The sequence below is a fragment of the Myxosarcina sp. GI1 genome, from assembly GCF_000756305.1.
In the GTDB taxonomy this organism is placed as follows: domain Bacteria; phylum Cyanobacteriota; class Cyanobacteriia; order Cyanobacteriales; family Xenococcaceae; genus Myxosarcina.
Genome location: NZ_JRFE01000015.1, coordinates 70590 through 83678 on the forward strand (window position 1 = coordinate 70590; position 13089 = coordinate 83678).

Genomic DNA, 13089 nt, shown 5'->3' on the forward strand with positions numbered 1-13089 from the left:
AGCTATCAGTATTATTGATGATTAAATATAGTGACCGCACTGTCACTACAAACTTTAGTAAGATCGACTCAAATTTAAAAATTTCTGATTTTTACGAAGATGTAAAGTCTACCAACTAAATTGTTTTGACGCGATCGCTATCTATGTATTTAGAGTGCAACTGATGTTCTTCAGCAAGAAGTTTAGGTTTAATGTAGAGATTTTCTAGCAATACGCCGCCTCCTGCAACCCAAGGGGGAACGATTAGCGCACCGATAATACCCAGTACCTGCGCTCCACCTAAAACTGCTAGTAGTTGATATAGTGGGGGAACCTTGACCGAACTACCAACTAATAGCGGATCGAGTAAATAAGTTTCTAAATTCTGCACGATCGCGAATAGCAAGATTACCCAAACAAAAGTCAAGCCTCCTTGAGCGATCGCCACAATTAAAGCAGGTATTGCCCCTAAAATTGGTCCAAAAAAGGGGATTAGATTAGTAAAGCCAGCAATTACGCCCAAACCTAACGCCAATTCCGACATTCCCAAAAATCTTAGAGAGATGCTAATTACCGTACCTAAAATAGCCGAAACTAAGATTCGTCCTTGAATATAGCCTCCCATTCTCTTACCCACTGGCTGTATTTGATCCGCCAGCTTTTGATTCCAGGGGTAGGGAAACAAATTAAAAATATCTCCCAGCAGTTGTTTAGAACCAGACAGCATGTATGCTGAGAGTAACAAGGCTAAAAAGAGGCTGAAAACGCTGCCGATAATACCTCTGGTAACGCCATAAGAACGAACTACCAGTTGTTGACTGGAACGAATTGCCCAAGATGCCAAACCCTGAATATCTAAGAACTGACTGATAATACTAGGGGTACCTGGTTCACTGATGCCAAAGCGCATTGCTAAATTTTCCAGCAGCGATCGCAATGTTTCTAAATAGAGAGGAAGTTTGCCAATCAAACGCTCTATTTGTTGGGCAACTGTCGGACCTACTATTAGTCCAAATCCTGTAAGCGCACCAATTAAACCCAAATATACCAGCAAAACTGCCAGCCAGCGCGGTACACCCAATTTATGCACGAGATTAACGCTTGGTGCCAAGGTAGCAGCTATAACTACCGAAATCATCAACACCACGATCAAACTTCTCAACTGCCATAGCAGTATTACCGATAAAATAACTGTCGTAACTAGCAGAATGTTAGTGACAGAAAGATTAGTACGTTTATCTGACATATAAATTGCGTTTAACCGCGAAATAATTTAGCAGAATAGCCTGTTATTAGCAAAATAGCTATTGTTTTAGACCAAAGATAGTTCGATATTTTCTCCCGACTCAAGATTTATGGCTTTGGTACTGAGATTATTTTGTTGCAGCATTTGATTTATTTCTGCTTCGCTACCCTCTGCCTGCAAAATAGCAGGAATAAAGCCTTCAAACTCTATATCTCCACCTGCGGCAGTAGATAATAAAACTTGGGGCTTTAAACGCTTACAAATATCCAAAGCCGTTTCTTGTCCTTTGATTACCGCACCAATTACAGGTAACTTCAAGCTAATAAATGGGGTAATAATAACATCTATAGGAGCGGCTTCAGAAAGTGAATCGTCATGATGACCGTGAGGTTCGTAATAAATATTTTTACCCGACTTTAATCCTTTGATAATATAACCATTTTCAACAAGTGTGGGTCCGATGGGCGATCCAGGTACGGCTTGAATTTCTATTTTGTCTTGCCAGGTAAAGCTCTGTCCGTGTTCTAAGGTGTTTATATTGTGGTAGTCGAGTTTCTCTACTACTTTGGCTGCATTAAGAGAGGCAACTACGGGAAGATCGCGATCGAGTTGTTTGAGAGTGGGTGGATGGGCATGATCTTCTAATCCCTGCGAGAGCAAGATCAAGTCAACATCTTCAGGAATAGGATAGGTGTTATTTTTTTTGCCTTTAAACAACCAAGCCTGATTGCTAAAAACCAGATCGTCTACAAACCAGGGATCTAAAAGTATTCTGGTGTCGTCGTGTTCTATCAGCCAGGTGTTGCTATCAAAATGTGTAAGCTGCATCGAGTCAATATATGTAAATTACTATTAATATTTTTATTGTAAATATATTTTAAGAAATCTAAACTATGAGCGATCGCAATATCGGTAGAGTTCAAGAGTTGGCTCAAAAATATTACGCTCGTCAGGATGCAACGGGCTGGTTTGAAGAACTGTATTCTTTAGCCGAGGGAGATATTGGGGCAATTCCCTGGGCAAAATTGACGGTAAATCCTCATTTAGCCGACTGGCTCGAACAGAATAGAATTAAAGGCCAAGGAAGAACTGCTTTGGTAATTGGCTGTGGTTTGGGTGACGATGCCGAAGCTTTAGCTAACTTCGACTTTGAAGTAACGGCATTTGACGTTTCTCATAGCGCGATCGCCTGGTGCAATCGTCGCTTTCCCAATTCATCGGTAAACTATCTCAGAGACGATTTGCTACAGCCACAAGTTTTAGTTGGTAAAAAATTTGATTTTGTTTTAGAAGCTTACACCATTCAAGCTTTACCCGCCGATATTAGAATTCAGGCGATCGCTAATATCCCTCGCTTTCTCGCTCCAGATGGTAAATTATTAGTCATTTGTCGTGGTAGAGAAATCGACGAACCAGCCAATGAACTACCCTATCCACTAACTAAAACCGAACTGGCTTATTTTGAAGAGTTGGGTTTGCAGCAGGTTAGTTTTGAAGAGTGTGGTGACTCTCAAGTCAGAAGGTTTCGCATTGTTTATACGAAGTAATATGAAATACTTAATTGTTTGCTACCAATGGTATTGTCTTTGGCTTTAAGCTTTTTATTTTTACCTCATCTTTCTAAATGTAGCGTTCTTTTTTAGATTTCATATAACAAGCTATTATGCGATTTTTATTCTCAATTTATTTATAAACAGCAACTAAAAATTATTTGAGATCGAAATGAAGTAAACAAAAAATAGCGATTGCTCTTGAAATTTGAAGCGATCGCCTGAAATCATAAATTTATTTACAGCAATATCTTTGGCTTTTTCCGAGTTTATCTTATGTATTATTAAAGACTAACATTTGTAGCTCTAAGAGTTGCTATAGTTGCGAGTTAAAAATAACTCCAAAATTATCGGCACTAAGATGGTCGGCGTTTACGCTAGATAAAAAAGCTAATTTTTCATCGTCTGCACTGATTACTGTACCGCTATATTTTTGAGTTAGTTCGATGTCTTTGTAACTCAAACCTCCACCCAGACTAATGTAATCTTTGTCAACCTCAAAGTCTTTAATTTGGTCATAACCATTTCCTGATGCGATTAGAAATTTATCGTAACCTTTACCGCCATCAATCCAATCGTTGCCTTTACCGCCATCAATCCAGTCGTTTCCTTTACCACCGTAGATGGTATCGTATCCTTCGCCGCCATAAGCCTTAATATTGACAGCAGTGTATCTAGCATCGAGCCAGTCATTGCCTTCTCCACCTGCGATGTAAACTTGTTTCACATCAGTACCAGACAGGTCTTTTACCGTGATAGTATCGTCTCCGCCAAGACCATTGAGTTCAAACTTTTCGACGTTATTGGCATCTACACTAAAAGGTACCAAGTTTATTCTTTGAAATAAGGCTTGATGTCCCTTAGCTTCTAACTCAAATTCATCTCCTGCATCCGCACCATTTATTCGGGAAATATCGTAATCTTTACCACCTTCATTAATATCGCTACCATCACCATTATTCCAAACAAAGAGATCGTTTCCTTTACCACCAAATTTACGATCACTTCCTCGATCGCCAATTAGAGTGTCGTTTCCTTTTAAACCTTTAAGAAAATCGTCACCGTCACCACCACGAAGTAGATCTTCTTTTTTAGTTCCAATAATTTTATTATTGCGATTGTCGCCTATTGTTGTAACCATTTTTTGTTCTTCTTGATAAATTTTTTGACTACAAATAAATAGTAAAAATCAATCGAGAATAACTAGAGATAAAAACAAATAAATGATTTTATCAGTTCAAAAATTTGCTTTTCTAATAGAAATAAATAAGTATTTAAAGGTTTAAAAAATTAGCGATTGGTTGGCAGCTCTCCCTGGACATAAAAAAAGATCGCCTCGTATACTAACAGGCGATCGCAATAAAAATATTTTTACCAGGAGGCTTATAGCTTTAAGAAGCGACTCCGAAAACTACTACAAAACCCAAAACCGCCGCAAAGATAATTAAGGCGTAGAATTGGGCGCGTCCGTTTTCAAAATACTTCAAGCCTTCACCACTAAGAACGGCTGCCAGTCCCGTTAGATTTACCGCACCATCGACAACGCGAGCATCTACTTCCATAATTTGTCTTGCCAGACGGCGACAGCCAAGAACGAAGACGTTATGGTAAATGTCGTCGAAGTACCACTTGTTAAGGGATAGTTTGTAAAGGGTAGGAATTTGTTTGGCGATCGCCGAAGGATCGATTTTTTTCTGTAGATACATTAAAGAGGCGATAGTAATGCCAATTAGAGCAATCCCTACCGAATTACCAGCCATAATTAAAAACTCGGTGCGATCGAAATGGGTTGCCATTTCCATAGCTTGAGTTGCGGTTTCGCCAGGGGCATACACAAACTCTTCAAAGTAATTTTCCCAGGGACGACCCAGAAAACCAATAGCGGTAGAAGGTACGGCTAAGATTAACAATGGTAGAGCCATAGTCAATGGCGACTCGTGAGGAGTTTCGCTATGTCCGTGATGCTCGCTTTCTTCAGCATCCATTGCTCCAGGACCAAAAGCAACCCCAGAGTGAGTTAGCAAACTCTGACGGATACCTTCATCATTGCCGCGAAACTTACCTTCAAAAGTCATAAAATACATGCGAAACATATAAAATGCCGTTATACCAGCAGTTGCCCAGCCAATAAACCAAAGAGCGGGGTTAGCTTCAAATGCCTGTCCGAGTATTTCGTCTTTCGACCAAAATCCAGCAAAGGGAGGAATACCGCAAATTGCTAGATTTCCCACAAAGAAAGTACCTGCGGTAATCGGCATGTATTTTCTTAAGCCGCCCATCATTCGCATATCCTGCGCCAAGTCTGGATTATGACCAACTACATCTTCCATACCGTGAATCACCGAACCCGAACAGAGAAACAGCATCGCTTTAAAATAAGCGTGGGTCATTAGGTGGAATAAACCAGCGGTATAGGAACCAATACCCATTGCCATTACCATGTAGCCAAGCTGGGAAATTGTCGAATAAGCCAGACCTTTTTTAATATCGTTTTGCGTCATGGCAATACTCGCACCCAAGAAAGCGGTAAACGCTCCCGTCCAGGCAATAGTGGTCATTGCCAAAGGAACATTTTCAAATACGGGATACATCCGCGCAATCAAAAATACACCAGCCGCTACCATCGTTGCTGCGTGGATCAATGCAGAAATTGGTGTAGGACCTTCCATTGCGTCTGGTAGCCAAACGTGGAGGGGAAACTGCGCCGATTTAGCAACGGGACCTAAAAAGACCAAAATTGCAAACAGAGTAGCCAAACCAGCACTTAAAGCACCAGAGGCAACTAATTCGCTCAGGCGATCGCCCATGACTTCAAATTCAAAACTGCCAGTCGCCCAATACAAACCTAGCATCCCTAGCAACAAACCAAAGTCACCGACACGGTTGGTGACAAAAGCTTTCTGACAGGCATCGGCAGCAGCTTTGCGATCGTACCAAAAGCCAATTAGCAGGTAGGAACACATCCCTACCAGTTCCCAAAAGATATATATTTGTACCAAGTTGGGGCTGATTACCAAACCCAACATTGAAGAACTAAAAATGCTTAAATAGGCATAAAAGCGTACATAACCATCATCGTGCGCCATGTAGCCATCAGTATAGATCATCACCAAAAAAGCTACTGTAGTGACGATCGCCAGCATCACAGTAGTTAGATGGTCGATAGTGTAACCCATTGACAGGTGAAAATCCCCTGCTGCTGCCCATTCAATAGTACGGGTGTAAACTTCGTGTCCGTGAATCTGACTCCAAAGCAAGGCAAAGGATAATACCATTGCCGCACCGAGAATAGAGACAATAAAAACGGCAACAATCTGACGGAGATTGTTAGTTGCCTTATTAAAAGAAATAAGTCCAATTCCTACCAACATTGCCCCCAACAAGGGCAAAACAGGAATCAGCCAAGCATATTGATAGAGGGGTTCCATATTTCAATCTATATTATTAATTGCTTCACTGCATTTTAACGACCGACGCTAATCATTTTGACACATACATTTATTTAAAGATGTGTTTGATGTGTGATTTTAGGCTTTAGGCTTTAGGTGGTTAGTTAGTCAAACTTACTTGCTACTCGCTACTTATTACTCCCTTGCCCACAACCAAACGGATAGCCTGTCTTATATGTATCTTCCCGTTTGCCAAACCAGCTATAGCGATTGTCTCTGATTTGTTCGTAGCTAAGATCTCCGAGCCATTTCATTCCTGGTATGGCACGATATGCCGCAATAAAAGCTTCTCCCATAGGCAACAAACGGGCAATTTCTTCTGCGGCTGCGCTACCCTGCCATCTTTGCTGCGGGCGATCGCCATCGATCAAAATCATTCCTGCTTCGCAATCTTCGGGGGTAATATTAAACTCAGCTAGAGTTTCTTTATCCTGCATAGGGATATAGTCAAAAATATCGCCGCGATCGTATTTTTCTAGTAATTGAGCAAAAGTGCTGCAAAGATTGCACTTGCCGTCATAAATAACGTGATATTTCATACCGAGTTAGTCTGCTTTTTTTATTTATCTTAGAGGGTCGATTGCTTTTATCAAGTCTCCCAAATAAAAAAATCTAAATTTATCTGGCTTGCAAATCAGAGTTTTATATAATTAGACTGAAAACCGCTATAAAATGAACTAATAGCAGTTTATCCTGTCTGCACTCATCATCATGACCATTCGCAAAACGGCTATTTCTAAGTTACAGCAGTTACCCGAGCCGCTATTACAGCAAGTTAGTGATTTTATTGACTTTTTAACCCATAAGCATCAGCAAAGTGCTGTGACTAGCGAGCGTCAAAATAATTTCTCTGAAACATGGACACAATGGTTTGAATCAGTGGACTGCCTGCAAGTTAAACCAGCTAAATCAGTTAGGGCAACTTCTTTTGAATAAACTGTTATTAGTTTATGAAATTTGAGAAGAGGATTGTGGGCGGCTGTTGAAATTAATAGAACAGTATCAAGAGCGACCAAGAAATTGTTTATGGAAGAAATATTCCTAAAAAAATGGCAGAATTTGCTTACTTCTCTCGAAGTTACAGGCGGTGATGTATTACCTTGTGAAAAGGAAATTCAGATGCTTGAAGAAACTGTCAATTTTACTTTGCCTGCTGGATTCAAAGAATATTGTTCGGTCTTTGGTGCTGGTGTACTTGGTAATGAATTCCGTGTCTATTGTCCATGCCAATTGGACGATCGCTTTGATTTACTGAGTCATGCTAATTGGCAGCTTGATGCTTTTAAGGATGCAGTTAAGCATGAAATAGAACATGGAAGTAAAGGATATCCAGCTTTAGATCTAGAACAAATGCTATGGTTGCAGGACATACTAAACAATAGCTTCCCATTTGCCGATAATGGTTGTGCCGAAATGTTTGTCTGGCATCTGGCTTCTTTCAATGAGAAAGACAGTAGCTACGACATTTATCGGATACCACTTGATGCGTTAGAAGAATCAGGTTTTGTTGGGCGCGATCTATACAAATTTATATCGGAGTTTATCTATGAAACAAAAATCAACGAAATTTTACCAAAAGACAATCAATACCAAAAATTGGATAAGACATTTTACCGAGTAACAGGGAATGAGTGATGAAATTCTTCAAGAAGCTCTTAGTGAAATCACTCAGCAGTAGTCATTTGTAATTTGTTTCAGATAATAGCTAAATCGAAACTGCTCCTATGAGTTTGAGCATTCTAGAATAACTGAAAGTGTACTAAGGAGAACAACATTGTGTCAGAACTACTTAAAAGAATCACTATTAATCCAAAACAATGTGGTGGTCGTCCCTGTATTCGAGGGATGAGAATTCGAGTATCAGATGTTTTAGATTTGTTTGCGGTTGGGCTAAGTGCCGAGCAGATTTTAGAAGAAATGCCCGATCTTGAAGCAAGCGATTTAAAAGCATCCCTTCTATATGCTTCGCGTAAGCTCAATCACCCGATGTTGGTGGCATGAGGATTTGGGTCGATGCCCAGTTGTCCCCTGCAATTGCAGCTTGGATTAGCAGCACTTTTGAAGTAACAGCATTAGCTTTACGAGATGTTGGTTTGAGAGATGCTGAAGATTCTGAAATTTTTGAAGCAGCAAAGACACAAAGCGTTATTTTCATGACTAAAGATAATGATTTTGTCGATCTAGTCGGTCGTTTTGGCTCACCACCGCAAATTATTTGGTTGACTTGCGGTAATACCTCAAATGCTCGGTTGCGAGAAATTTTGAGTGCTACTTTGCCAAAAGCATTAGAGCTTTTACGATCTGGTGAAGTTTTAGTTGAAATTAGCGGAGACTAGCAGCGCATGACAACAAAATTCATGCACTCGAACGTTAAAAGAAAAGCTCTCAGTCATCGTCGCTCGATATCTCGTTAAAATAATAAGCTGCACTAAATAAAAATATATTAAATTTAAGAGGTATTCTGTGGCTGTTAGAGTAAGAATTGCACCTTCCCCGACAGGAAATTTGCATATCGGTACGGCGAGGACGGCGGTGTTTAACTGGCTGTTTGCCCGTCGTAACGAAGGTACTTTTGTTCTAAGAATTGAAGATACCGACAAGGCGCGATCGCGCGATGAATATACCGAGAATATTAAATCGGGATTGTCTTGGTTGGGTTTGAATTGGGATGAAGGACCGATTTTTCAAACTCAAAGATTAGACAAATATCAACAGGCGGTACAAACTTTAATCGATAAAGGTTTGGCTTATTATTGCTATTGTTCTGCCCAAGAACTGGACGAGATGCGCGAAACTCAAAAAGCTAAGGGACTTGCTCCAGGTTACGATAACCGTCACCGCAATCTAACCGAAGAAGAAATAGAGACGTTTGAAGCCGAAGGGCGTAAACCCGTAATTCGTTTTATTATTGACGAAGCCCGTACTATTGTCTGGGAAGATAAGGTTAGAGATAAAGTAGTTTGGAAAGGCGGCGACTTAGGCGGCGATATGGTTATCGCTCGTGCTGCGGAGAATGATAACGAACCTTTCGGACAGGCTTTATACAATCTGGCGGTAGTTGTAGACGATATCGATATGCAAATTACCCACGTCATTCGCGGAGAAGACCATATTGCCAATACTGCCAAACAAATATTGCTCTACGAAGCTTTAGAAGCATCAGTACCAGAATTTGCTCATACGCCTTTGATTTTGAATGAAGAAGGGCGCAAGCTTTCCAAACGAGATAATGTAACTTCTATCGACGAGTTTCGCAAATTGGGATTTTTACCAGAAGCTATGGTCAACTACATGACCTTATTGGGTTGGACTTTTCCCGATTCTACCAAAGAAATTTTTACCCTCGACGAAGCCGCTAAAGAGTTCGATCTCGATCGCATTAATAAAGCAGGAGCAAAGTTTGACTGGAATAAACTAGATTGGATTAATACTCAATATCTCCATCAGATGCCTGTAGATCGGTTAATCGATTTACTCATACCTTATTGGCAAGATGCAGGTTTTGAAGTTGATAAATACGATCGCACCTGGTTAGAAAGCCTAACGGCAATGACTGCACCTACCCTAACTCGTCTGACCGACGTAATTAAAGAAACCAAAATCTTTTTTACCGACTCTGTAGAGTATGGCGCAGAAGCAATAGAGTTATTGCGTCAAGAAAAAGTAGCCGAAGTACTTAAAGAAGTGATAGCAGCGATCGCTGAAAATACTCAACTAGAAGAAACTGAGGCTAAAGACATAATCAAACAGGTAACTAAAAGCCAAAAAGTCAAAAAAGGTCTGGTAATGCGATCGCTGAGGGCAGGTTTAACAGGAGAACTACACGGACCCGATCTTACTCAGTCTTGGCTGCTGCTCAATCATAGAGGTTTGGATAAGCCTCGCTTACAACAAGCTTTAGAGAAAATTTAAAAGAGATAAGAAAAGCGCAGGGTAGAGGAGCATAATTGTTACCTCTTACCTAGCGCATAATCGGACTACCATGATGGTGAACTAAGTACCATTTTTGAGCCATTTTTTGAAAAAGATTAGTGGCAATTGATGGTGCTTTTACTTTTCTACCTTGGCTTGACTGCAACACCATTTCTCTGACGATTACGTAGGCAACAGAGCGATCGATTTCTACTTTAATCACTTCTATGTCGATTTCAAAAGCATCAGTATGGCGAAAAATTCCTTTCCAGGAAGATTGAATTTCCTCCCAACCTTCTAATGCGCTGCCGCCTGGATGAACGCACAAACTAGTAGAGCCTTGCCACCATAATTGGTTCATACTACTAAGATCCCTACTGGAGAAGGCATCATAAAAGGCTTGATTAGCTGCTAGTACTGCTTCTTTATCTGCTGGATCGCTCATAAAAAAATTTTACAACTAATATCACTAAGGTCAGAATAGTTTTGTCGTGAAGTTAAGTAAAATCGACAATATAGAATAATTAATTTTTTATTGTGACTGGAAATACAGGACTGTTCAACCGCCGATTTGCTAATAATTTTGTTCCCCTACCGCCTCGGCAGGTACCAGAAATAGGCGCGATCGCACCAGATTTTAGTTTGCCTCAAGTTAAAGGAGATGACAAAGTAGAGCTTTCAGACTATAAAGGTAAACCTATAGTGCTGGCATTTACTCGCATTTTTACCGAAAAGCTGTTTTGTCCTTTTTGCTATCCCCATATACAAGACTTAAAAGAACGATATCAAGAGATAAGCGATCGCGGCGCAGAGTTACTGATGATTTCCAGTACCGATCCCGTACAGAGTCAAGTGGTTGTCGAGCAACTCAGCTTACCATATCCATTCTTATACGATCCCGACTGCACTGTCTTTCGTCGTTATGGTCTGGGACAAGCTTTAGGCGCACCTTTACCAGGACAGTTTATTCTAGATGTAGAAGGAAAAATTGTATTTCGTCATTTGTTTTCGTTCACAGACAGCAATGCAGAGACAGATACAATTTTGAAAGAGCTAGATAAGCTTGCAAATAAATAGAAAATTACCAATATTCAAAGAGGAAAAAAATTTGCTAGAAAGCGTCTATCAGTCGCGAGTCGATAAAGCAATTGAGACACTTAGAGCCGAATTACCAACTCTATTTGTCAAAGATCTTTCTTACGATATTTATACTCAAGATATTTTTTTTCAAGATCCAGTCAATACCTTCAAAGGGAAGTTCAACTATCGTATTATCTTCTGGACATTGAGATTTCACGGCAGGTTGTTTTTTACCTCGCTATATTTTGACTTGCACGACATCGAGCAGACTGCAAACACCATAATTACAGGTAATTGGACAGTGCGTGGTACTTTAAGGGTACCCTGGAAAGCGCGTATCTTGTTTAATGGCACTTCTACCTACAGGCTGACACCAGAAGGATTAATCTACGAGCATATTGATACCTGGGATCGTAAACCAAAAGAAATTCTCAAACAGTTTTTTCGTAGTGAGAAAGCAGAAAATGAAAAACCGAAGCTTTCCACGAGCGATTGCCGCTAGTAATGAATAAAAGAAATAGAGTTTAGTCACAGAGGGGCAGATAGTCATTTATGGGCTACTGATTTTGTTTCTTAGGAGATGTGTGCATTGCATCACGAGCCTCTATAGCAATTCTTAGTTAAGTGAAATACATCTTGGTTTGTCAATCGAGAAACCGAACAATTTTGGCATTCAATTTATTAGGTTCTACCAGACATACCTAGTGATTGCCAGTCACCTGCCAAATTTTTAGTAAAATTATCACAAATATCTCAAACTAAGAGCTATCTAACCAATAACCTTGAACAGACCAATTAATCTATTTGAATACGAGGTCACTGCCAAACAGCATTTAGAGCCAATGGCTCTCGAATATTACCAGAGTGGTGCTTTGGATGAAATTACTTTGAGAGAAAATCGTTTAGCCATCAATCGCTATCGACTTCGCCCCAGAATGTTAGTCGATGTAAGTCAGCGCGATTTAGCCACCAAACTCTTAGGACAAACTCTAAACGTACCCATTCTCATTGCACCGATGGCTTTTCAGTGTTTAGCCAATTCAGAAGGTGAAATTGCCACCGCCAAAGCTGCCGCTATTAGCAACGTGGTAATGGTACTTAGTACACTTTCAACTAAAAGTTTAGAAGCGGTTGCTGCCCAAAGACAGAATACCCCTCAATGGTTTCAACTCTATATTCATCGCGATCGCTCTCTTACTGAAACCCTGGTACGACGAGCCGAAGCTGCTGGATATGAGGCTTTATGTTTGACCGTAGATGCCCCTATGTTAGGCAAAAGAGAAAGCGATCGCCGCAATCAGTTTACTTTACCTAAGACAATGGAACTCGCCAATCTTTCCATGTCCAATTTGGCTATTCCTCAAACGTCACAAGAGTCGGGGTTGTTTGCTTATTTTGCCCAACAGATAGATCCGAGCGTTACCTGGAAGGATTTAGAGTGGTTGCAGTCGATTACCTCTTTACCCGTGCTAGTGAAAGGAATTTTACGGAGCGATGACAGTCTAAAAGCTTACGAACATGGAGCCAAGGGCATCATTGTTTCCAATCATGGAGGAAGGCAATTGGATGGAGCAATTGCAACTTTTGAAGCACTTACAGAAATTGTAGAGACAGTAGGGGACAAAATCGAGATTTTAGTTGATGGCGGGATTCGTCGGGGAACAGATATTCTTAAAGCTTTGGCATTGGGCGCGAAGGCAGTATTAGTCGGTCGTCCAATTTTGTGGGGTTTAGCTGTGGAGGGAATGAAGGGAGTCGCTCACGTGTTGCAGTTGTTGATAGAGGAATTAGATTTGGCAATGGCTTTATGTGGCTGTGCTTCGATTGAAGACATCGAACCTAGTTTAGTAAAAATAAACTATTAGTCGCCAAT

The 13089-nt window shown here is 40.5% G+C and carries 15 protein-coding genes; 9 read left to right on the forward strand and 6 right to left on the reverse strand.

Going from position 1 to position 13089, the window contains the following annotated elements; genetic code table 11:
* Window positions 1-115: 115 nt before the first annotated feature.
* Window positions 116-1225 (reverse strand): AI-2E family transporter, encoded by a 1110-nt coding sequence (locus KV40_RS10905; RefSeq protein ID WP_036481020.1) that lies wholly within the window; start codon window positions 1223-1225, stop codon window positions 116-118.
* A 66-nt stretch (window positions 1226-1291) separates the two neighbouring features.
* Entirely contained in the window at window positions 1292-2053 is a 762-nt protein-coding gene (locus tag KV40_RS10910; RefSeq protein WP_036481022.1) for an MBL fold metallo-hydrolase, read from the reverse strand.
* A gap of 65 nt (window positions 2054-2118) precedes the next feature.
* On the opposite strand from KV40_RS10910, the gene KV40_RS10915 reads away from it, so the two are divergent.
* The gene (locus tag KV40_RS10915) at window positions 2119-2772 is read left to right on the forward strand and encodes a bifunctional 2-polyprenyl-6-hydroxyphenol methylase/3-demethylubiquinol 3-O-methyltransferase UbiG (protein WP_036481024.1); all 654 of its coding nucleotides are present in this window, start codon (window positions 2119-2121) and stop codon (window positions 2770-2772) included.
* 319 nt (window positions 2773-3091) lie between these two features.
* Here the strand turns inward: KV40_RS10915 and KV40_RS10920 are convergent, their stop codons facing one another.
* The 3 genes from KV40_RS10920 to KV40_RS10930 all read right to left on the reverse strand — a co-directional run bounded on the left by KV40_RS10920 (window position 3092) and on the right by KV40_RS10930 (window position 6763).
* Window positions 3092-3916 carry a calcium-binding protein gene (locus KV40_RS10920; RefSeq protein WP_052055543.1) on the reverse strand — a complete coding sequence of 275 codons (825 nt, stop codon included), beginning with the start codon at window positions 3914-3916 and terminating at the stop codon, window positions 3092-3094.
* Between the two features lie 250 nt (window positions 3917-4166).
* A complete protein-coding gene (locus KV40_RS10925; protein WP_036481025.1) occupies window positions 4167-6203 on the reverse strand; it encodes an NAD(P)H-quinone oxidoreductase subunit 5 in 2037 nt (678 codons plus the stop codon).
* Window positions 6204-6352: 149 nt separating this feature from the next.
* The gene (locus KV40_RS10930) at window positions 6353-6763 is read right to left on the reverse strand and encodes a thiol-disulfide oxidoreductase DCC family protein (RefSeq protein WP_036481027.1); all 411 of its coding nucleotides are present in this window, start codon (window positions 6761-6763) and stop codon (window positions 6353-6355) included.
* A 172-nt stretch (window positions 6764-6935) separates the two neighbouring features.
* Here KV40_RS10930 and KV40_RS10935 point away from each other — a divergent pair, with 172 nt between their 5' ends.
* The 5 genes from KV40_RS10935 to gltX all read left to right on the forward strand — a co-directional run bounded on the left by KV40_RS10935 (window position 6936) and on the right by gltX (window position 10136).
* A complete protein-coding gene (locus KV40_RS10935) occupies window positions 6936-7160 on the forward strand; it encodes a DUF2281 domain-containing protein (protein ID WP_036481029.1) in 225 nt (74 codons plus the stop codon).
* Between the two features lie 123 nt (window positions 7161-7283).
* Complete coding sequence (locus tag KV40_RS10940; protein ID WP_172657272.1) at window positions 7284-7859, forward strand: SMI1/KNR4 family protein; 576 nt, start codon at window positions 7284-7286, stop codon at window positions 7857-7859.
* A 141-nt stretch (window positions 7860-8000) separates the two neighbouring features.
* Window positions 8001-8225, forward strand: a complete 225-nt coding sequence (locus KV40_RS10945) for a DUF433 domain-containing protein (protein ID WP_036481032.1) — start codon at window positions 8001-8003, stop codon at window positions 8223-8225.
* Window positions 8222-8560: a DUF5615 family PIN-like protein gene (locus KV40_RS10950; protein ID WP_036481033.1), complete on the forward strand. Its 339-nt coding sequence runs from the start codon at window positions 8222-8224 to the stop codon at window positions 8558-8560. Before KV40_RS10945 ends, KV40_RS10950 begins: the two co-directional genes overlap by 4 nt.
* Before the next feature lie 127 nt (window positions 8561-8687).
* Window positions 8688-10136, forward strand: a complete 1449-nt coding sequence (gltX, locus tag KV40_RS10955) for a glutamate--tRNA ligase (RefSeq protein WP_036481035.1) — start codon at window positions 8688-8690, stop codon at window positions 10134-10136.
* 49 nt (window positions 10137-10185) lie between these two features.
* Here the strand turns inward: gltX and KV40_RS10960 are convergent, their stop codons facing one another.
* Window positions 10186-10581: a nuclear transport factor 2 family protein gene (locus tag KV40_RS10960; RefSeq protein WP_036481036.1), complete on the reverse strand. Its 396-nt coding sequence runs from the start codon at window positions 10579-10581 to the stop codon at window positions 10186-10188.
* A 92-nt stretch (window positions 10582-10673) separates the two neighbouring features.
* Between KV40_RS10960 and KV40_RS10965 the strand changes: the two genes are divergently transcribed.
* From KV40_RS10965 to KV40_RS10975, 3 genes are all read left to right on the forward strand, one after another.
* Window positions 10674-11213 (forward strand): peroxiredoxin family protein, encoded by a 540-nt coding sequence (locus KV40_RS10965; protein WP_036481038.1) that lies wholly within the window; start codon window positions 10674-10676, stop codon window positions 11211-11213.
* A 31-nt stretch (window positions 11214-11244) separates the two neighbouring features.
* The gene (locus KV40_RS10970; protein WP_036481275.1) at window positions 11245-11718 is read left to right on the forward strand and encodes a DUF2358 domain-containing protein; all 474 of its coding nucleotides are present in this window, start codon (window positions 11245-11247) and stop codon (window positions 11716-11718) included.
* Between the two features lie 280 nt (window positions 11719-11998).
* Window positions 11999-13081 carry an alpha-hydroxy acid oxidase gene (locus KV40_RS10975; protein WP_036481039.1) on the forward strand — a complete coding sequence of 361 codons (1083 nt, stop codon included), beginning with the start codon at window positions 11999-12001 and terminating at the stop codon, window positions 13079-13081.
* The last annotated feature ends 8 nt before the right edge of the window (window positions 13082-13089 follow it).

What these genes read in the sequence shown, in the direction of transcription:
- KV40_RS10920 (WP_052055543.1), bottom strand. Translation starts at nt 3,916, where the DNA reads ATGGTTACAACAATAGGCGACAATCGCAATAATAAAATTATTGGAACT.
- KV40_RS10950 (WP_036481033.1), top strand. Translation starts at nt 8,222, where the DNA reads ATGAGGATTTGGGTCGATGCCCAGTTGTCCCCTGCAATTGCAGCTTGG.
- KV40_RS10935 (WP_036481029.1), top strand. Translation starts at nt 6,936, where the DNA reads ATGACCATTCGCAAAACGGCTATTTCTAAGTTACAGCAGTTACCCGAG.
- KV40_RS10925 (WP_036481025.1), bottom strand. Translation starts at nt 6,203, where the DNA reads ATGGAACCCCTCTATCAATATGCTTGGCTGATTCCTGTTTTGCCCTTG.
- KV40_RS10930 (WP_036481027.1), bottom strand. Translation starts at nt 6,763, where the DNA reads ATGAAATATCACGTTATTTATGACGGCAAGTGCAATCTTTGCAGCACT.
- KV40_RS10960 (WP_036481036.1), bottom strand. Translation starts at nt 10,581, where the DNA reads ATGAGCGATCCAGCAGATAAAGAAGCAGTACTAGCAGCTAATCAAGCC.
- KV40_RS10910 (WP_036481022.1), bottom strand. Translation starts at nt 2,053, where the DNA reads ATGCAGCTTACACATTTTGATAGCAACACCTGGCTGATAGAACACGAC.
- KV40_RS10905 (WP_036481020.1), bottom strand. Translation starts at nt 1,225, where the DNA reads ATGTCAGATAAACGTACTAATCTTTCTGTCACTAACATTCTGCTAGTT.
- KV40_RS10915 (WP_036481024.1), top strand. Translation starts at nt 2,119, where the DNA reads ATGAGCGATCGCAATATCGGTAGAGTTCAAGAGTTGGCTCAAAAATAT.